This window comes from Acinetobacter shaoyimingii, assembly GCF_011578045.1.
Classification (GTDB): Bacteria; Pseudomonadota; Gammaproteobacteria; order Pseudomonadales; family Moraxellaceae; genus Acinetobacter; species Acinetobacter shaoyimingii.
Genome location: NZ_CP049801.1, coordinates 1,046,043 through 1,064,755 on the forward strand (window position 1 = coordinate 1,046,043; position 18,713 = coordinate 1,064,755).

The 18,713-nt window shown below is 38.8% G+C and carries 20 protein-coding genes; 13 read left to right on the forward strand and 7 right to left on the reverse strand.

Going from position 1 to position 18,713, the window contains the following annotated elements; translation table 11 throughout:
- Positions 1-6 precede the first annotated feature (6 nt).
- Positions 7-984, reverse strand: a complete 978-nt coding sequence (gene sdsA / locus G8E00_RS04715) for an All-trans-nonaprenyl-diphosphate synthase (protein ID WP_166012313.1) — start codon at positions 982-984, stop codon at positions 7-9.
- Between the two features lie 420 nt (positions 985-1,404).
- Between sdsA and rplU the strand changes: the two genes are divergently transcribed.
- From rplU to G8E00_RS04755, 8 genes are all read left to right on the forward strand, one after another.
- A complete protein-coding gene (gene rplU / locus G8E00_RS04720; protein ID WP_166012314.1) occupies positions 1,405-1,716 on the forward strand; it encodes a 50S ribosomal protein L21 in 312 nt (103 codons plus the stop codon).
- Between the two features lie 18 nt (positions 1,717-1,734).
- A complete protein-coding gene (gene rpmA, locus G8E00_RS04725; RefSeq protein WP_166012315.1) occupies positions 1,735-1,992 on the forward strand; it encodes a 50S ribosomal protein L27 in 258 nt (85 codons plus the stop codon).
- Positions 1,993-2,214: 222 nt separating this feature from the next.
- Positions 2,215-2,913, forward strand: coding sequence for an outer membrane lipoprotein chaperone LolA (gene lolA / locus G8E00_RS04730; protein WP_166012316.1), 699 nt, complete (start codon positions 2,215-2,217; stop codon positions 2,911-2,913).
- Positions 2,914-3,068: 155 nt separating this feature from the next.
- A complete protein-coding gene (locus G8E00_RS04735; RefSeq protein WP_166222284.1) occupies positions 3,069-3,857 on the forward strand; it encodes an RsiV family protein in 789 nt (262 codons plus the stop codon).
- A gap of 119 nt (positions 3,858-3,976) precedes the next feature.
- Positions 3,977-5,248: a serine--tRNA ligase gene (gene serS / locus G8E00_RS04740; protein ID WP_166012318.1), complete on the forward strand. Its 1,272-nt coding sequence runs from the start codon at positions 3,977-3,979 to the stop codon at positions 5,246-5,248.
- 133 nt (positions 5,249-5,381) lie between these two features.
- Complete coding sequence (gene cysG / locus G8E00_RS04745) at positions 5,382-6,764, forward strand: siroheme synthase CysG (protein WP_166222286.1); 1,383 nt, start codon at positions 5,382-5,384, stop codon at positions 6,762-6,764.
- A gap of 79 nt (positions 6,765-6,843) precedes the next feature.
- Positions 6,844-7,323, forward strand: coding sequence for a tRNA (cytidine(34)-2'-O)-methyltransferase (locus tag G8E00_RS04750; RefSeq protein ID WP_166222289.1), 480 nt, complete (start codon positions 6,844-6,846; stop codon positions 7,321-7,323).
- 262 nt (positions 7,324-7,585) lie between these two features.
- Entirely contained in the window at positions 7,586-8,131 is a 546-nt protein-coding gene (locus G8E00_RS04755) for a hypothetical protein (protein ID WP_166222291.1), read from the forward strand.
- A 58-nt stretch (positions 8,132-8,189) separates the two neighbouring features.
- Here G8E00_RS04755 and G8E00_RS04760 read toward each other — a convergent pair whose 3' ends face one another.
- The 4 genes from G8E00_RS04760 to lipB form a co-directional block, all read right to left on the reverse strand.
- A complete protein-coding gene (locus G8E00_RS04760) occupies positions 8,190-9,584 on the reverse strand; it encodes an APC family permease (RefSeq protein ID WP_166222293.1) in 1,395 nt (464 codons plus the stop codon).
- 267 nt (positions 9,585-9,851) lie between these two features.
- On the reverse strand, positions 9,852-11,036 hold the full coding sequence (locus G8E00_RS04765; protein ID WP_166011693.1) for an iron-containing alcohol dehydrogenase: 1,185 nt from the start codon (positions 11,034-11,036) through the stop codon (positions 9,852-9,854).
- Positions 11,037-11,039: 3 nt separating this feature from the next.
- Positions 11,040-11,573, reverse strand: coding sequence for a hypothetical protein (locus G8E00_RS04770; RefSeq protein WP_166222295.1), 534 nt, complete (start codon positions 11,571-11,573; stop codon positions 11,040-11,042).
- 79 nt (positions 11,574-11,652) lie between these two features.
- On the reverse strand, positions 11,653-12,330 hold the full coding sequence (gene lipB / locus G8E00_RS04775) for a lipoyl(octanoyl) transferase LipB (RefSeq protein WP_166011697.1): 678 nt from the start codon (positions 12,328-12,330) through the stop codon (positions 11,653-11,655).
- 334 nt (positions 12,331-12,664) lie between these two features.
- Here lipB and G8E00_RS04780 point away from each other — a divergent pair, with 334 nt between their 5' ends.
- From G8E00_RS04780 to G8E00_RS04790, 3 genes are read left to right on the forward strand one after another with little or no spacing between them, the layout of a single operon-like run.
- The gene (locus tag G8E00_RS04780) at positions 12,665-13,195 is read left to right on the forward strand and encodes a PAAR domain-containing protein (RefSeq protein ID WP_166222297.1); all 531 of its coding nucleotides are present in this window, start codon (positions 12,665-12,667) and stop codon (positions 13,193-13,195) included.
- The gene (locus G8E00_RS04785; RefSeq protein ID WP_166011703.1) at positions 13,188-13,916 is read left to right on the forward strand and encodes a VRR-NUC domain-containing protein; all 729 of its coding nucleotides are present in this window, start codon (positions 13,188-13,190) and stop codon (positions 13,914-13,916) included. Before G8E00_RS04780 ends, G8E00_RS04785 begins: the two co-directional genes overlap by 8 nt.
- Before the next feature lie 14 nt (positions 13,917-13,930).
- Positions 13,931-15,031: a type VI immunity family protein gene (locus G8E00_RS04790; RefSeq protein ID WP_166222299.1), complete on the forward strand. Its 1,101-nt coding sequence runs from the start codon at positions 13,931-13,933 to the stop codon at positions 15,029-15,031.
- Positions 15,032-15,227: 196 nt separating this feature from the next.
- Here the strand turns inward: G8E00_RS04790 and G8E00_RS04795 are convergent, their stop codons facing one another.
- Complete coding sequence (locus G8E00_RS04795) at positions 15,228-15,515, reverse strand: YbeD family protein (RefSeq protein WP_166226423.1); 288 nt, start codon at positions 15,513-15,515, stop codon at positions 15,228-15,230.
- Positions 15,516-15,641: 126 nt separating this feature from the next.
- Entirely contained in the window at positions 15,642-17,579 is a 1,938-nt protein-coding gene (rpoD, locus tag G8E00_RS04800) for an RNA polymerase sigma factor RpoD (protein WP_264821355.1), read from the reverse strand.
- Between the two features lie 300 nt (positions 17,580-17,879).
- Between rpoD and G8E00_RS04805 the strand changes: the two genes are divergently transcribed.
- Positions 17,880-18,086, forward strand: a complete 207-nt coding sequence (locus G8E00_RS04805) for a PA3496 family putative envelope integrity protein (RefSeq protein WP_166011711.1) — start codon at positions 17,880-17,882, stop codon at positions 18,084-18,086.
- A gap of 73 nt (positions 18,087-18,159) precedes the next feature.
- Positions 18,160-18,684 carry a YecA/YgfB family protein gene (locus G8E00_RS04810; protein WP_166222303.1) on the forward strand — a complete coding sequence of 175 codons (525 nt, stop codon included), beginning with the start codon at positions 18,160-18,162 and terminating at the stop codon, positions 18,682-18,684.
- Positions 18,685-18,713 lie beyond the last annotated feature (29 nt).

The window sequence follows — 18,713 nt, forward strand, 5'->3', positions numbered from 1 at the left end:
ATTTCGTTATTGAATTCGGTGTAAAGCCAATTGCGCCAAATTAAACAACGCTTGACGATATGGGCTTTCAGGTAATTGTTCTAATGCTTCTAGTGCTGCTTCAGTTTCTTCAATCGCACGTTTATGGCAATAATCCAAAGCGCCCGATGTTTTCACAATATGAATCACACGGTCAAGTTCAGTGGTACCACCTGTCGTAATACTACGACGAATAATGGCATGGTCTTCCCCAGTGGTATGCTGTAAAGCTGCGATTAATGGCAGTGTTGGTTTACCTTCCATTAAATCATCACCAATGTTTTTACCTAAGGTATCCGCATCAGAAGTATAGTCAAGAATATCATCGATAATCTGAAAAGCGTTACCAAAATGACCTGCATAGTCACGAAGTGGTTTACGAAATTCTGGTTTGCCCGTCAAAATCGCAGCACCTTCGGTTGCCAATTCAAATAGGCGAGAAGTTTTGCCATGAATAATACTTAAATAGGTTTCTTCATCTGTATCAGGTTGATGCTGCGCTTGTAATTGTAGAACTTCACCTTCAGCAATTTCACATGTTCCCGTAGAAAAATCCTTGAGTAAAACCATGTTGTCTAAATCGACCAGCAAATCAAAGGCACGTGAAATGAGGAAATCTCCGACCAAGACAGCTGTTTGGTTGTTCCAAGTAGCATTCGCCGTTGGGCGACCACGACGCAAACCTGATTCGTCGACTACATCATCATGCACCAACGTTGCGGTATGCAACATTTCAATAATCGCGGCTAACTTTTGTGCTTTGGTCAGATCTGTTTCGCCACATGCACGTGCAGCAAGTAAGCACATAATCGGTCGCATACGCTTGCCACCTGCTTCAACAACATGCTTGCTGACTGACATGACCAATGCAACTTTTGAGCTGATCCCTTCATTGATCAATTTATCCATCGCAGCAAAGTCAGTTGCAACAGGGGAAAGGATGTCTTGCTTAAAATCGATGGTCATGTGAAGGAGATCCTCTTACATAGGTGTTTTATTTCGATAACTAGTGTAACAATTAACATCAGCTTTTGTTGTGCTATAGCTGATTTATTCTTAACGAATCACAAAGATTTGCTGTTAATCTGTTCAAAAAAGCCAATATTAATTTTGACATCTCGAATACCGCTTAAAATGCTTATTCTATGTGATGATGATATTTTCTTGTCATTTTGATCAAAAAATAAGAAAAAACAATGGTTATCTAATGAACTTTAAAGGAAATATAACAATTTATATCTGAAAACGAAGTTTTAGATAAAATCCCTTGTTGTTTATTTCATTATCACTTAAAATCGATGCCCTTGAATAACCCCCAGTGGCGTTCGTCTTAAGATCGATATATTCCTTTATCGGCACGACGACACGGGCTTTTTGGAGTGCGATATGTACGCAGTTATCCAAACCGGTGGTAAACAACACCGTGTTGTAGAGGGTGAAACCCTTAAAGTAGAATTGTTAAAAGCTGAAACTGGTTCAACTGTTACTTTTGATGACGTGTTGATGCTTGTTAACGGCGAAAGCATTCAAATTGGTGCTCCAGTTGTTGCTGGCGCTAAAGTAACTGCTGAAGTAGTTAGCCATGGTCGTCACGACAAAATTCGTATTATTAAAATGCGTCGTCGTAAACACTACCGTAAACAACAAGGTCACCGTCAATGGTTTACTGAGTTGAAAATTACTGCTATTTCAGGCTAATTACGAGGATTATGACACATGGCTACTAAAAAAGCTGGTGGTTCGACACGTAACGGTCGTGACTCGAACCCTAAAATGTTAGGCGTTAAAATGTATGGTGGTCAAGCTGTGACTGCTGGTAACATCATCGTTCGTCAACGTGGTACTGAGTTCCACGCTGGTCAAAACGTTGGTATGGGCCGTGACCATACATTATTTGCTACCGCTGATGGCGTGATTAAATTTGAAGTGAAAGGTCAATTTGGCCGTCGTTATGTATCTGTTGAAACTGTATAAGTTTTAAGAGTCATAACAAAAAAAACCCACATCCTTATGTGGGTTTTTTTATGGCAGAATTATGTTAATAAAGCCCAAATATCTTCATCATGATGTATGTTTTCCTACATTTATTTTAAATAAACATACAAATCTTCTTATTTTCTCAATTATTAGAAGAACTATTTGGTTTAAGATGAGCTTAATTGGTTGCGATGACGCAAATTTTAAAAAGGTGAAATCATGAATATGCTTCGTAAAACGATGAGTGCAGTTGCCATGAGTGCGGCTATGCTTGCACCAGTAGTAGTCAGCACAAATGTTTTTGCAGCAACAGCTGCATCGGAGCAACAAGCGACTACAAACTTGGTGAAACAGCTTAACGGTGTTTCAAGTTTAACGGCCAACTTTGAACAAACGACTAAGGTTACGGCGGGAAGCAAGACACCACAGAAAAAGGGCTTGAGTGCACAACATATGAATCAAACCTTTAAAGGTGTGATGAAAGTAGCACGTCCAGGTAAGTTTTATTGGGAAACCACGACGCCTGCAAAACAAACCATTGTGACTTCAGGTAAATTGGTTTGGATTTATGATCCAGATTTGCAACAAGCGATTCGTCAAAATCTAGATGAACAAGTGGCTAATACACCTGCTTTATTGTTGTCTGGTAATACAAGTGAGATCATGAAAACTTATCGTATTACCCAGCCAAATAAAGACAAGACGTATTACACACTGTATCCAAAACAAAGTGATGGTGCTTTCCAAAGTTTAACCATTAGTTTTGGGGCAAACAAAGCACCGAGCTTAATGATCTTAGAAGATTCATTGGGTCAAACGACTTATGTACGTTTTAATAATGTCAAAGTTAATCCAACGATGCCTGCATCGATCTTTAATTTTACGCCACCTAAAGGCACCGATATTATTGATCAATAATAGAAAAGAATTGCAAACTATCTATAAAAAGCAACCTTCGGGTTGCTTTTTTTATTCTAATGCAGCGAAGTGTTTAGATACAATATTAAATGTCGAAAAGTTAAAGAGCTTTGTATAGTGTGTGTTGAAATCAAAGATCAAAATTAGAGGGTTCAATGTTGCAGCGTCGTTCATATGCCATTTATTTGAGTGCAGTATTGTCTACGGCTTTGTTGCTTCAAGCTTGTCAGCCTAAACAAAAAACAGACAATGCTCCAGCTTCAGAATCGACCACGCCTGAAACTAAACAGCATTTTAATGGCTTGATTAGTGCAAAAACAGTGCCGATGACTTTGCCTTCACCACAAGCGTGTGACGGAACTGAATGTACAGATTATGAAGTACAACGCATTGAAACCAATCAAAAATGGATCAATGATTATTTTATTAGTCGAATAAAAAAAGATATCCCATTGGCCTTTGATCCAGCTGCCAAAACGACAGTCAAAGAAAACCTTGAGGATGTCGATGTGAGTAAGACCAGCATGGTGATTCGCTATATTGGTCAAAATGACAAGCTTGCGACCTTCGTTTTATCAAATTCAATGTATACCGCGGGCGCTGCGCATGGCATGTATCACAATGAATATGTGAATTTTGATTTAAAACAAAAGAAACGCATTGCACTACAAGATTTATTGGTCGATGGTGCTGAAAATCAAGTGGTGAAAGCACTTTATGATGCCAACAGTATGTGGCTCAGTGACCATAGCATTATTCCTGAAAAATTGAAGCTCAGTGACAACTTTTATTATGGTGCACAGGGCATTGTCTTTGTTTATCCGCTGTATGAACTGGCTTCCTATGCTGAAGGAATGACGGAATTGGTTTTGCCTTATCATATGGTCAATAATTTGATTAAACCTGAATACTTACCCAATCTACCGAGCTACCGAAGTACTTAATTCTACGAAATAGTCACTGATTTTGTTCTAATAAGGCGCAGCTGAAAGACTTGTTACTGTTATTTTAGGCTTGAAACGCTTACACTATAGCCAGTTTTTTTCTTTGCAAAGAATTGATCATGATCGACCCAAAATTACTCAGAAATAATATTGAGGCAGTTAATTTAGCCTTGGCAAAACGTGGTGTTCAACTCAATGTTGAAGAGTGGGCATCATTAGAAGCACGTCGTAAAGAATTGCAGTCTAAAACTGAAGCTTTACAGGCGGAACGTAATTCGGGCGCTAAGCAAGTGGGTCAAATCAAAAAATCAGGCGGCGATGCATCTGAAATCATGGCGCGTATGGCTGCCATTGGTGATGAAATTAAAGCAGCCGAAGTTGCATTAAACGATTTGCAAACAGAAATTGAAAATAAAGCCTTAACGATTCCAAACCTGCCGCATGAATCTGTGCCAGAAGGTAAGGATGAAAGCGACAACGTTGAAATCCTAAAATGGGGTACGCCTCGTAGTTTTGATTTTGAAATTAAAGACCATACCGACCTAGGTGAATGGATGGGCGGTCTAGAGTTTGAAACAGCGACCAAATTGACAGGTTCACGTTTTAGCGTCCTTAAAGGACCATTGGCACGATTACAACGTGCAATTACTCAGTTTATGTTAGACACGCATACACTGAAAAATGGCTATACCGAAGCTTATGTACCGTATTTAGTGAATGCCGACTCTTTACGTGGTACAGGTCAGTTACCTAAATTTGAAGAAGATTTGTTTAAGCTTCAAGGTGAGAAAGAGTATTACCTCATTCCAACCGCTGAAGTGCCTGTAACCAACTTTGTTCGTGATGAAATTATTGATCCTGAACGTCTTCCTCTTAAATATGCTGCACATACACCTTGTTTCCGTAGTGAAGCAGGCTCTTATGGCCGTGATACCCGTGGTTTGATTCGTCAGCATCAATTCGACAAAGTTGAGATGGTTCAAATTGTTAAACCTGAAGATTCGATGAATGCATTGGAAGAGTTAACAGGTCATGCTGAAGGTATTCTTCAAGCTTTAGGTTTGCCATACCGCAAAATCATTTTATGTGGTGGTGATATGGGCTTTGGTGCAACCAAAACTTACGACTTAGAAGTTTGGGTGCCAAGTCAAAATACGTATCGTGAAATCTCTTCATGTTCAAATATGTGGGATTTCCAAGCACGTCGTATGAAGGCACGTTATCGTGCCGACCAAAAGAAAACTGAATTTGTTCATACATTGAATGGTTCTGGTTTGGCTGTTGGTCGTACTTTGCTTGCGGTCATGGAAAACTACCAACGAGCTGATGGTTCTATCGAAATTCCTGAAGTATTACGTCCATATATGGGTGGTCTTGAATTCATCGATTAAGTCAAAATGAACAAAGCTCAACACAATATTGAGCTTTGTTTTTTATATTTTGGTTAAATTTAGATGTAATGCACAATATGTGCATAAAATTTGCTTTAGTTAGACAGTCAGTACTTAAACATTGGGGTAATGTGTGGATATTTTTCCAATCTCTTTAAAGTTGCAACAGCAACCTTGTCTGATTGTCGGTGGTGGACGTATTGCCTATCGTAAGGCAGTATTGTTGGCAAAAGCAGGAGCAGTGATTGATATCATTGCTCCCGAGATTGATCCTCAATTACTTGAGATTGTGCAACAGACACAAGGTCAATATCTTCAATCACCATTCAGTTTGGAATGTTCAATTCAGCACTATCGACTGGTTATTGCCGCGACCAATGATGCATTGGTTAATCAATGGGTTTTCCAAGTATGCGAACAGCATAATGTTTTGGTCAATAGTGTAGATGATCCGCCACATTGCAGATTTATGGTGCCTGCCATTATTGATCGTTCACCTTTGGTGATTTCTGTCGCGAGTAATGGCACATCACCTGTATTATCACGTCAAATACGTACTCAGCTAGAAGCAACGATTCCACATGCCATGGGGAAATTGGCAGAATTTTCTGGAAAATGGCGTAGCCAAGTCAAAGCAATAATTGCAAATCCCGACGAACGCCGTATTTTCTGGGAAAATTTGTATGCCAGTCCGTTAAAGGAGCAGGTCTTTAACGCCAATGAGTCAGAAGCAGATCGCTTGATTGAGCAAGCATTGCTTGAATGGAAAAAGCCAAAAGGTGAAGTCTATTTGGTTGGTGCAGGTCCTGGTGATCCTGAGCTTTTAACCCTTAAAGCACTGCGTTTAATGCAACAAGCGGATGTCGTGATTTATGATCGTTTGGTTTCACAACCGATTATGGATTTATGTCGTCGTGATGCAGAAAAAATCTATGTAGGTAAGGCAAGATCAAATCATGCAGTGCCGCAAGATGGTATTAATGCTTTACTGGTACAGTATGCACAGCAAGGAAAACGTGTTTGTCGCCTCAAAGGGGGAGATCCGTTTATTTTTGGTCGTGGTGGTGAGGAAATTCAAGAACTGTTTGCAGCTGGTGTGAGTTTTCAAGTCGTACCCGGTATTACAGCTGCTTCTGGATGTTCTGCCTACGCAGGTATACCATTAACCCATCGTGACTACGCGCAAAGTGTTCGATTTTTAACGGGTCATTTGAAAGAAGGTTCACCAGAGCTTCCATGGGATGAATTGGTATATCAGAATCAAACTCTAGTTTTGTACATGGGGTTGGTGGGTCTGGAAAAAATCTGCCAACGCTTGATTGAACATGGTCAGCGTCCAGATATGCCAGTGGCACTTGTCTCTAAAGGAACAACACCTGAACAAAAAGTGGTGGTGGGTACTTTGGCGGATATTGCTTCAAAAGTGTCTGAACATCATATTCAAGCGCCAACATTAACCATTATAGGTGATGTGGTGAGCTTGCGTGAACAACTTCAATGGCATGAGCGAGGATAAGCAGCGGTCACGCTGCCCGAGCGCAAGGCGAGGGCTATGCCTGAACAAGTCATAATGAATTTTAAAGTCGAGAAAGTTAGTGATACACGTCGTTTTATATGAGCCTGAAATTCCAGCAAATACAGGAAACATCATTCGTCTATGTGCCAATACAGGGGCACAACTGCACTTGGTGAAACCATTAGGTTTTGAACTTGATGATAAAAAACTGCGTCGTGCAGGCTTAGATTATCATGAGTGGGCACATATGAAAGTGTGGGAAAACTTTGATGAATGTATCGCACATTTAAAAAGTGTAGGGATTGATCTGAATGCGATTTATCCATTAACCACCAAAGGTTTTGAAACACCGCATACGTCTGATCTTAACCGCCCTGTAGCGTTACTCATGGGTCCAGAAACACGTGGTTTACCTGAACAAGTGCGTCTCATGTTCCCAGAAAAACATTGGATTCGACTGCCAATGGCACCAAATTCTCGAAGCCTAAATCTCTCAAATGCGACAGCAATCATTTTATATGAAGCTTGGCGTCAGCAGGGCTTTGAAACGCTGGTTTAAATCTGTTCACTACCAACAGATTTATAAGCAAATGACATAAAATCTTACTAATTTTTAAACTATTGATTATTAAGATATAACTCACAATAAACCACTTTCAAGTGGTTTTTTTTATTGATGGCTTGTTATTTTATAATTAAGATTAAAAATAAAACATCAATAATTAGTAAAGAAATAAACAAAATCAATAAAATACAAACCCAAAAACATACCGATAAGAAATAACAATAACGAAGAATTAATCATAAGGTGGGGGTGAATCATGAACATAGAATTATTCGAATTTAACATGTGTAAAGCTTTGATTTTGCATCTTATTTTAGGGTTATTTTTGGCTGCAACATGCGTTTATGCGGGTTCTAAAATGGATTTGAGCGCAGATGCATCGCATAGGGCGATCGCACAATCTTATGTGCCCATCTCTATACAAAAAAATGGGCTGGTTGTCAGTAAATCAAATATTCAGCCAGATCAGCATATATTGACGCAAACTGAAATTCAAAAAGAACTCGAAATGATGAAAATCAAAATGAATGAAAGAATTGAACGCTGGGGGAATTCATTGAGCAAAAAAGACTTTCAACAAGTAGATGGTCACTTTCAGCTGAATGTGAATAAACAAATTGAAATATGCCAAATTTTTCAAAGTGTGGTCAACGAGGCCTTTCAACTGGCACAATCTAATAAGCACCACTTAACGCTGGTTGATCAAAATATTTTAAATAATAAAAAACAATTCATTCGAAGTTTAGGGTTTGAAAATAATATTGTTCGAACCCAATTGGGATTTGATTGTTTAATGGTTTGAAATTTAATGTAAAAAAAAGGCGCAATCTGCGCCTTTTTTTATAGCTATCATTGGGCGATTAGTGATCGCTAAATTCATCATGTTGTGGAGCAGGTTGACGGAAACCTTTGGTTTTATACCCTAAGTATAAAATACCAAACATTGCCCACCATAAACCAAATTTCAATGCTGAATCTTCAATTTCTAGCCACATTGCAAAAATACTAATGAAGCCAAGTAATGGAATAATCACAAAACTTACAATATCTTTGATATTTTTGGTACGACCATCACGAAGTGCATAACGAGAAATCACCGATAAATTGACAAAGGTAAATGCTGTTAATGCACCAAAACTGATCATTGAAATCACAATATCAAGATCCATAAACCCTGCAGTTAATGCCACGATACCAACGATGATAATGTTGTATGAAGGCGTAAAGTTTTTTGGACTAATATGACCAAATAACTTTTTATTAATTACGCCATCACGACCCATAACATACATCAAACGTGATACACCTGCATGTGCGGAAATACCAGACGCCATTACCGTTACGATTGCAAATGCAAGAACATAGGATTGGAACAGCGAACCACCCACCAAGAGTAAAATTTCAGGTTGTGTTTCAGCAATATTCTTGAAGTATGTTCCAGGTGCTTGTGGAAAGTACAACTGCATGAAATAAGTGCTAACAATGAAGATAACACCTGCAACCAAAGCAGTCATAAAGATCGCTTTTGGTAGTGTTTTTTCAGTGTCTTTGGTCTCTTCCGCAAGTGAACTGAGTGAGTCAAACCCTGTGAACGAGAAGCATAATAATGTCGCACCAGTGATTAATGGACCAATTGCGGTAAGCTCATTCCAAAATGGTTCTAAGCTCCACAATTGATAGCGCTCATCGGCTGGTAGTGGACCATCTGCATTGAAGCCAGCTTGCAACTTGGTATAAATCATCCATGTAAATACAGCAATAACAATCAGCTGAATCAATACAATGATACTGTTAAAGTTTGCGACAAAACGTGCACCACGAAGGTTAATGCCTGTCATAAATGCAGTGAGTAAAATGACCCATACCCAGTGATTCACAGTAGGGAATAAAGCTTCAAGATAGATCACAGCAAGAATGATATTCACCATTGGTGACAGTAAATAGTCTAACCAAGATGACCATCCCACCATAAAGCCTACATTGGGGTGAATCGATTTTTGTGCATAGGTATATGCAGAACCAGATGACGGGTAACGACGAATCATATGGCCGTAACTGATCGAGGTAAATAAAATTGCGATCAATGCAATAATATAAGACGTTGGCACATGAAAATGACTTTCTTCTGATACTAAGCCAAAAGTATCGAATAATGTCATTGGCTGAATATAAGCTAAACCAATAATAATGATGTGCCAGAGACCTAGCGTTTTTTGCAGTTTAGCTGCCGATTGAGTCCCAGAAGTATTTGTCAACGGCGTTATCCTCTTAATCGTTGATCAAGGATCAGTCAAATCTAATAAGGATCGTTTGAGACGAACGATCCCCCCTGTGTGGTGAAACAAAAGTGCGCCAATCTATACTAAAAAGGTGTACTTTGTCAGTAACTTCTAAGAAGTTTTAGCAGAAAATATGCCAAGTTGTATAAAAAATAAATAACTTTGCATTCTGCAAGATAAAAGCCCGATGTTTAAAAAAACATCAGGCTAGATTTAGGCGTATATTGGCTTATTTTTTTTAAATTACCAAGCTTTTTCTAAAATTGATTTCAAGTCTTTTTGCGATGTTTCTTTTGGATTAAAAATAATGGAACCATCATTCAATGCTTTTTCGGCAATTTCATCAAATTGTGCTTCAGAAACTTTAGCTGTTTCACGTAATGTACGCGGCAATTTGGTTAAGTCGTAAATACGATCGCGCATGGTGTTGATATATTCAATAGCTTTGTCGGCACGTAAATTTGCAGGGGTTTGAGCAAAAATATCTGGTCCTGCTAAAGGCAATAATAAATCTGCGATTCGAGCGCCATTGACATCCTTATTGAAATTTAAAACATAAGGAAGGAACAGATTCATGCATAAACCATGCGGTAAATGTGCCACTGATCCGAGTGCATGTCCTAATGAATGCACAATTCCGACCATCGCATTAGAAAATGCAATCCCTGCCATTGTCGATGCTTGAGCAAGTTCTAAACGACCTTCAGCATCTTTCGGATTTTCTAATACATTAAAGAGATGATCACTGATTTTTTTCACAGCTGCAGTTGCGTAAGCATCACTAATCGGGTTGGCTGCTAAACACGTATACGCCTCTACTGCATGGGTCATGGCATCCATGGCGGTCATCGCAGTGAGATGCGGTGGCAAAGTTTGTGTCATACGCGGATCTAAAATGGCAGCATTTGGCATCAAGTATTTTGAAGCAAACGGCATTTTTTGATGTGTAGCATTATCTGAAATCACCGCAACCATGGTCACTTCCGAGCCCGTTCCAGAGGTTGTTGGAATAACAAAGAAAGGTTTTAATGGGCGAGGTAAATTATGCGCACCTGAGTACTTTAATAAATCATCACCACCTTCGGTCACCAAGATATTGGCTGTTTTAGCGGTATCAATTACTGAACCACCACCAATGGCAATAATCGCATCACAATCATTTTCACGATAAGCTTGCGCGACTGCACGTACTGTTTCTAAACTCGAATCGGGTGGTACATCATCAAAAATAAAACCAATTTTGACTTTGGTCGATTCAAAAGCAGTTTCAACAGGTTCAAGTAAACCGTTGGAGCGCACACCTTTGTCAGTAATAATTAATGGGCGTTTTGCACCCATTGAATCGAGTTCAAATGGAATGTGTTCAAGGGCAGCATGACCAGCAATGACTTTTACAGGACAGAAAAATTCGTAATATGGTTTAGCCATGTGTTATGCGCTCCCTTTAATATATGATTGTGCTACTTTTAGATAAATATTTGCGGCGGTTTTGATTTTGTCTTTAACGGATAATTGTTGTGGATATTCTTTAACAGCAAGTTCTGCAACGACTTTTGGTAAAATGAGTGATTCCATTTTATTTAAACAGCGAACTAAGCGAATGGCATGACCTAGGTCACCATTGGCAATCATACGATCATTGGCAAATGCTTGAGCTGTACTTTCTTGGAATGAAAAAACCAGATAGGCGTGATGAATATGCTTAAATGTAATGGTTAAATCTGGCTTACGATCAAGATTATTGACTAAATTCAAATGATGCTGATCATCGACTTGTGCAATGAATGCGGCATCGCTGTTAAAGACATCCATTGAAATGGTAAAGCCAATAGGGAATTTTGAAACTTCCTGTTGAATCTCATGGTCAACGACGCTCGCCATAGTCAAACTTCTGCCAATCACATCTAACATGAGTTTGACATAAGTTTGCTCAAAAGCGGGCTTTACTGATTTGATTGAAATCACTCCACTTATCCCTTTATGCAATTGTTATCAATTTTTAGAGTAAATACTCTAAATTATTTTCTAGCATAAAGTAAAGTGATTATTGTTGCAGTATGTCAATTTCTCCAAAGAACTGACTGTCTTGAAGCATTTTAATGACATCTTGAGCTAAGGTGTCAAAAGTAGGATAAGGCGTTTTTAAATCACTTATACGAACCATCTCTAGACCTGCATATCCACATGGGTTAATCGTGTGAAATCCCATTAAATCGCAATCAATATTTAACGCTAAGCCATGATAGCTGCGTCCTTTGCGGATTTTAAATCCCAATGAGCCGATTTTACGTTCTGCAACATAAACACCTGGTGCATCGGGCTTTGCATAGGCTTCAATGCCATATTTTTTGAGCAAATCAATCATGATTTGTTCTGCATAAGACACCAGTGTTCGCACATTCCATTTTAAGCGATTTAAATCGAACATAAAATAAACCACCATTTGACCAGGTCCATGCCATGTGACTTGTCCACCACGGTCAGACTGTACAACTGGTATATGGCTTGGGATCAGAATATGTTCTGGCTTTCCTGCTTGACCTTGGGTTAGTACATCATGATGCTGCAAAATCCATAATTCATCAGGAGAGTTTTCATCACGATTTTCCGTCAGGCTTTTCATTTCTAAAAAGCGGTCTTCGTAAGGAGTGAGTTGAGTGTACTGACGAATGATTAAATTGGGTTTGGTCACAGCATCCACAGCGTTTTGAGCCTGTATCATGAGGAAAGTAGGGCTTTATTATAATTAATCTGTGAACAGTGGGGGAAATTGTTTCGAGTTTGAGTGTGAATAAGGTTGCTTGAAATTGTGGAGTCTGGTTTGAATGATGGTTGTGGAAAATGAAAACTTATAAAAAGTTCAATTATGATGATTGGGATTTTTATTTTATATATTTGGTAAATTTGAGATTTAACATGATACATAAAAAAGCATTTCATATAACGCCTATTGTATTAATTTTAGATAAACTAAACAAAAATTAACTTTTAAAATATTCTTAATTTCGTATAGGAATAAACCTTCTAATTATTTTCATAAGAATAAAAGGTAACGAATGAAAGCTGTAATTGTTCAAGGTTGTAAAACTGATCATGGTGGAGTTGTACTTCAAGGACATCCATCTATATCAGTTAATGGTATAGGCATGGCAGCTAAAGGTTACATGGTCTCTTGCCCTAAATGTAAAGGTATTTTTCCTATTTCAGAGGGGGCTGAAAATTTTCTACTTCCTGATGGAAATCCTGTTGCTTTAGCAACCATGAAGACAGCTTGTGGTGCTTCTTTGCTTCCTAGTTCATTTTTGGTTGTTGTTGACCCAAGTTCCCCTTTCGGTTCTCAATTAATTGGTAATCCAAATGATGAAGGAGAAGAAACAACTCCACCACCAGTCGATCATTCAGGACGTTTTCAATTGGTTGATCAAAATACGGGTAAACCCATTGCTAATCGTCGGGTCAGAGTAACTCTAAGTGATGGAACAAGCACCATGTATGCAAGTGATGAACAAGGTTTTACCGATTGGATTTACACCCCATCTGAGGAAGATATTTATCTTCATTTAGTGGATGAATTAGACAATGGCTGACCAAGATAAACCGCAAGGAAAATTAACAACAACACCAGTTCAGATGCAAACGATTAAAGTGGTTGCTATTGGGAGTGACCAATTAGATCCTCAAGATAAAGAAGTTATTTGTAAGGCAATTTGTTATTGTAATGCCAAGCCAAACAAAGGTAAGGCAGGACATAACCAGTATCAATCTTGCGTATCTGAACGCCTAAAAGAGCTAGATGGTTTTTTAGGACACCAAAGTCCTTATAAACCCGAAGTCAATTATGATATGCATAAAGCACCTCCTGAACCGATTATGGACAAAGGAATATTAACTAAGGCTCATGATTATCTTCCTGGATGGATTAAAAAATATTGGGAAAAAGAAAAGGGGTATCCCTATGAAGCAGGCGAAGGAATGATTCGTCGTCCTGATGTCGTGATTGTTAAAGACCCAACAAAACCACCTACGCAAGACAATATTAAGCATGTGGTTGAAATTAAATTTGGTAATGATGAGTTTGGTGAAAGACAAAAGAATGATTATGCAAAGATTGCAGGAGGTGAACATAAAGTAAAACTTTTAGATGCTGATGAGTGTGACTGTGGTAATTCAAAAGATGGCAATGCAACCGAAGTTTCTACTGCTGGGGCTTGGGCTGCTGCGATAGCAGGAACACTTTTATATGTTTTATCTCGAGGGAAAACGCCTAAACCTCGCTTTCCTTTACCTAAACCAGCACCAGCTTGGTAATTTTGGACAAAATTATGCATTTTAAAAATCAAGATGATTATAAAGTTTGGGCTGACCAACAAGAAAAAGGGGCAATTGGTGGGGGAATTTTTACTCCTGATGGTCCTGAAGATTACGTGGGAGCAATCCCTGCCATTCGTGCTGTGGTTTATTTTAAGGAAGGTTATAGCGATGAAATGCGTAAAGCCATTATTGAGTGTTTTGATGATTATCAAGTCTATGCCAAAGATTATTTAACTTGGCTTTGGCAAGATGAGCCACCAAAAGGTGAAAAAGCCACATCAGCCTATAAAGATGCAAAGCCATTATTGGATATTTTGAAATCCTATAGCCAAATGAAAGCATTTAATTTGCTGTATACCAGTGGCAAAGAGAAATTTGCGACAGGGGCATGGGAATTTAATGTTGGCGGAGTTAGTAAGTGGCAAGTTGAAAATGGAACATATCAAAGCGTTTTAACGTTCTCTATGCCAATTGCTTGGGTGGAAGAAAATACTAAGGTCTTTATTGGGTTATTTATTAAGTGTGCACAACGTCTAAAGGCTAATCATGGTTATGCAGGTTATGCATGCATCATTTCTCGTATTCGAGATAATAAAAATGAACCTACAGAAGCTTATTTTTCTCGAAAATTTTGGGCGATGAATGTTGGTAATCCTTTTTTAGAAGCTGATCATTTATTACATGGTATTAAAACTGTCAGTTGGTTAACAGCGGTCAATTATGAATGGTTCAATAAAGTCCGAGAAGAAGAAGCCTTAAATAGTGAGTTACCAATGAATTGGTTTATTGGTTATGACTATGGGAACGGCATTGTTATTCAGGCAGGGAACTTACCTTTAAGTGGTTCTGATGAAATTGATCCTTTGCCTGCGCCTTATGTACTACTCAATCGAGTTTTAAAACCTTTAAGGGTCGAAAAAATACAAACTTTACATCGAGGTAATTACTCGACTGAAGAAATACCTTTGATTAAAGGGTATCGAGCTGAAGCATGGATGAAACGCTTCGATATTGAGGATGATCAAAAGCTTGAATACTTTGAAAAGTTACAAAATGAACCTAAGTTAAATGCTCAACATGCTTTCTTGGATAGGCGTATAGACTGGAAATAGTGGATAAGTTTGCTATTTCTATGTCTATTTAACATAATAGCTGTGTTTGAACTCGAAAGTTTTAATTGGGGTTGAACGCATTTCCATCTATTGGTGTGCTTTAGTAACTATTAAAACAGTATATGCAATTCTGCTGTATTAACAGCAATAAAAAACACGCCCGAAAGCGTGTTTTTTAACAACAACGATAAAAGAATTAAAGCGCTGTCTTAATCAGTGGGCAAGCTGCTAAATCTGCATATACAGAATGCACTTGTTCAAGTTCTTCAAAACGTAATTGAGCAGTCACTGAATGATATTTGCCAGTACGTGATGGTGTCACAGTCATTGTGCTGCCATCGAAATTTGGGAAATGTTTCACAAATATATCGTTTACAGCTTGACGGAGTTCATCACCAGCAAGACCAATCAGTTTAATCGGGTAGTCCATAGGGAACACCCAAAGATGCTCTTGTAGTTCACGTGATGGAGTGCGATCAGTCATGTCAGTCATAGGACACCTCATTATTAAAAATACCTGCTATGTGCAGGTATTTTGATTCTATTGCTACATGCTATTATTATGGGGGAGTAATCCCCATATTCAAGCCTGTATTATCCTATGGATAGATTAGTCATTCTCAAGGAAAGAACGTAAATGTTCTGAACGAGAAGGGTGACGTAATTTGCGTAAAGCTTTTGCTTCAATCTGACGAATACGCTCACGTGTTACGTCAAACTGTTTGCCCACTTCTTCCAAAGTATGGTCGGTTGGCATATCAATACCAAAACGCATCTTCAATACTTTCGCTTCACGTTCAGTCAAGTTCTCTAAAACTTCACGCGTCGCTTCTTTTAAGCCTTCAGAAGTTGCAGCATCAATTGGAGATGTGATGTTGCCATCTTCAATGAAGTCACCAAGATGCGAATCTTCATCATCACCAATCGGCGTTTCCATAGAAATCGGCTCTTTGGCAATTTTAAGCACTTTACGAACTTTAACTTCATCCATTTCCAGACGTTCGCCTAATTCTTCAGGTGTAGGTTCACGACCCATTTCTTGAAGAAGTTGACGAGACACACGGTTGATCTTGTTGATCGTTTCAATCATGTGTACTGGAATACGAATGGTACGTGCTTGGTCAGCAATCGAACGTGTGATCGCCTGACGAATCCACCAAGTTGCATACGTCGAGAATTTATAACCACGACGGTATTCAAACTTATCCACGGCTTTCATCAAGCCAATGTTACCTTCTTGAATCAAGTCGAGGAATTGAAGACCACGGTTGGTGTATTTTTTCGCAATCGAAATAACCAAACGTAAGTTGGCTTCAACCATTTCTTTTTTCGCACGACGTGCTTTGGCTTCGCCAATCGCCATACGTTTAGAAATTTCTTTAATTTCTTTAACGTTTAAATCAAGTTCTTTTTCAATGTCCGCAATCTTTTGTTGGAATGCTAAAACATCTGGACGAACTTTTTCTAAATAAACACGTTGATCTGCAGGTGCTTTTGCAATTTGTTCATCTAACCAAGCTGGGTTTGATTCTTGACCTGGGAAAGATGTACGGAATTGAGTACGATCCATGCGACCACGACGAACTGCATAACGCATTACTTCGCGTTCAGCTGTACGAATTTGATCGTGTGTACCACGAATCATTTCTGAGATGATGTCAAATAAACGTGGCGTGAACTTAAACATCATGAACACAGTTGCAAGTGCTTGCATTGCTTGTTCAGCTTGAGCACTGTCACGACCATGTTTTGCAATCGCATCTTTGTGTGCAGACCATGCTGTTGCTAATTCAGTGAAACGAACTTTGGCAATTTCTGGATCAGGACCTGATTCGCCTTCAGAATCATCATCACTGTCAGATTCTTCTTCATCGTCATCATCAAGTTTAACGTCTTTAGTCGGCTTAGTTTCTGCTTCTTCACTCAGAACTTCAACTTCGTCTTCGATAACTTCAGGAATTTCTTCATCAGATTCAGGGTCTAAATAACCAGAGAGAATGTCAGCGAGACGACGTTCACCCGTTTCATAATCTTTATATTCTTGTAAAACGACTTCAACCGCGTTCGGCCAGAATGCAATTGAATTTAGAACATCACGAATCCCTTCTTCGATACGTTTCGCAATGCTAATCTCGCCTTCACGAGTGAGTAGTTCAACCGTACCCATTTCACGCATGTACATACGCACAGGGTCAGTCGTACGACCTGGCTCATTTTCTACAGATGCAAGTACAGCAGCGGCTTCTTCTTCTGCAACTTCATCAGTTGTTTCGGCATTGTTACTGTCGAACATCGCATCGTCAGATTCAGGCGCGCGTTCATGCACCGGAATACCCACGTCTTGAAGCATTTGAATAATGTCTTCAATTTGTTCGCTTTCAGTGATTGAGTCTGGGAGATGATCGTTAACCTCAGCGTAGGTTAAGTAACCTTGTTCTTTGCCTCGGCTAATCAGAGCCGCTACTTGTGAAGTAGGGGAATGCATATCGCTCATCTTTGCTCTCTTCTCGTTGAATCTGTGGCAGGGAAAAACCGTGCATGATAGCACAATTCTATAAAATAGTATCTGAACTGATCGGTAGTTTTGGTTGCAAAAACCATCATTAAATAAACTATTGCTTCAATATATAGGGTCGAAATTCTTGTTTTCAAGAGGTCTTCTAGACTTTATTGTCGCACATTTTAACGGCTAAAATCATCACCATTATAATGCCATATTTTTATTGTGTAAAAAAAGCGCAAATATCATCAATAAATGCAAAAAATTAAATAAAACTTGACAAGTTTTCAGAACACAGATAAATAGCGCCTAGGACCATTTACTTTTTTCATTCATGAGGTAGTTTTAGTGTCTTCTACAGATTTTGAATTAGATGATAACTACGGTGATGATGATGTTAGTTTTGATGAATCATCAAGTAAAATTAGTGCTAAAGAATCACTTGAAAAACGTCGTTTAATCGATGATCTACTTGCTCAACGTCGTTTAGACCAAGAGCTTAAAGATTTAGAGTATGACTTCGATGATGACGACGATTTTGATGACGAGGAATAATCAATTTAGCATTGGGCTTATGTACTGATAGTGCTATCCTAAACCATTAAACAAAAGACGTGTTGGAACAAAAATGAGTGCTTTAGATTTAGACCTATTGAGTGAGTATCTAGATGGCGATGACAATGAGCATGGTCTAGATTTCGCAGCAACTCACGGTTTTTTATGTGCGACTGCTGTAGGTCCTAAATTTGATCGTTGGTTAGATGAGTTATTTGACAACAATCAAAAGAAAGTTCCAGCAGACATCATTATACAAATTAAGCTTTGGCTTGACGCTCTACGTCAAAACCTTGCCAATGAAGAAGGGATTACTTTTCCTTTTGAAATTGAAGAGGCGGATGTCGAGTCTAGCTTAGGTGATTGGAGTGTCGGTTTTGTTGATGCCATGTTCCTCAATGAAGATGCATGGTTTACACCAGAATTTGAAGAACAATTGGTTGATCTAACCTTGCCAATCATGGTGTTTAGTGGTGTAGATGAGGAAGATCCACAAATGGAATCTTTCCGTCGCAATGGTCAGTTAATGGATGAGCTTGCAGAAGAAATTCCTGACAACTTAAATGAGCTTTATTTGATGTATCACACACCAGCCTAAGTGAATTTGAGTGAAAAGAGCACCTCTCG

Coding starts and splice junctions, on each gene's coding strand:
- G8E00_RS04785 (WP_166011703.1), top strand. CDS start 13,188: ATGGCTGACCAAGATAAACCGCAAGGAAAATTAACAACAACACCAGTT.
- G8E00_RS04780 (WP_166222297.1), top strand. CDS start 12,665: ATGAAAGCTGTAATTGTTCAAGGTTGTAAAACTGATCATGGTGGAGTT.
- G8E00_RS04790 (WP_166222299.1), top strand. CDS start 13,931: ATGCATTTTAAAAATCAAGATGATTATAAAGTTTGGGCTGACCAACAA.
- G8E00_RS04765 (WP_166011693.1), bottom strand. CDS start 11,036: ATGGCTAAACCATATTACGAATTTTTCTGTCCTGTAAAAGTCATTGCT.
- serS (WP_166012318.1), top strand. CDS start 3,977: ATGATCGACCCAAAATTACTCAGAAATAATATTGAGGCAGTTAATTTA.
- sdsA (WP_166012313.1), bottom strand. CDS start 984: ATGACCATCGATTTTAAGCAAGACATCCTTTCCCCTGTTGCAACTGAC.
- lolA (WP_166012316.1), top strand. CDS start 2,215: ATGAATATGCTTCGTAAAACGATGAGTGCAGTTGCCATGAGTGCGGCT.
- rpmA (WP_166012315.1), top strand. CDS start 1,735: ATGGCTACTAAAAAAGCTGGTGGTTCGACACGTAACGGTCGTGACTCG.
- G8E00_RS04735 (WP_166222284.1), top strand. CDS start 3,069: ATGTTGCAGCGTCGTTCATATGCCATTTATTTGAGTGCAGTATTGTCT.
- rplU (WP_166012314.1), top strand. CDS start 1,405: ATGTACGCAGTTATCCAAACCGGTGGTAAACAACACCGTGTTGTAGAG.
- lipB (WP_166011697.1), bottom strand. CDS start 12,330: ATGATACAGGCTCAAAACGCTGTGGATGCTGTGACCAAACCCAATTTA.
- G8E00_RS04795 (WP_166226423.1), bottom strand. CDS start 15,515: ATGACTGATCGCACTCCATCACGTGAACTACAAGAGCATCTTTGGGTG.
- G8E00_RS04755 (WP_166222291.1), top strand. CDS start 7,586: ATGAACATAGAATTATTCGAATTTAACATGTGTAAAGCTTTGATTTTG.
- G8E00_RS04810 (WP_166222303.1), top strand. CDS start 18,160: ATGAGTGCTTTAGATTTAGACCTATTGAGTGAGTATCTAGATGGCGAT.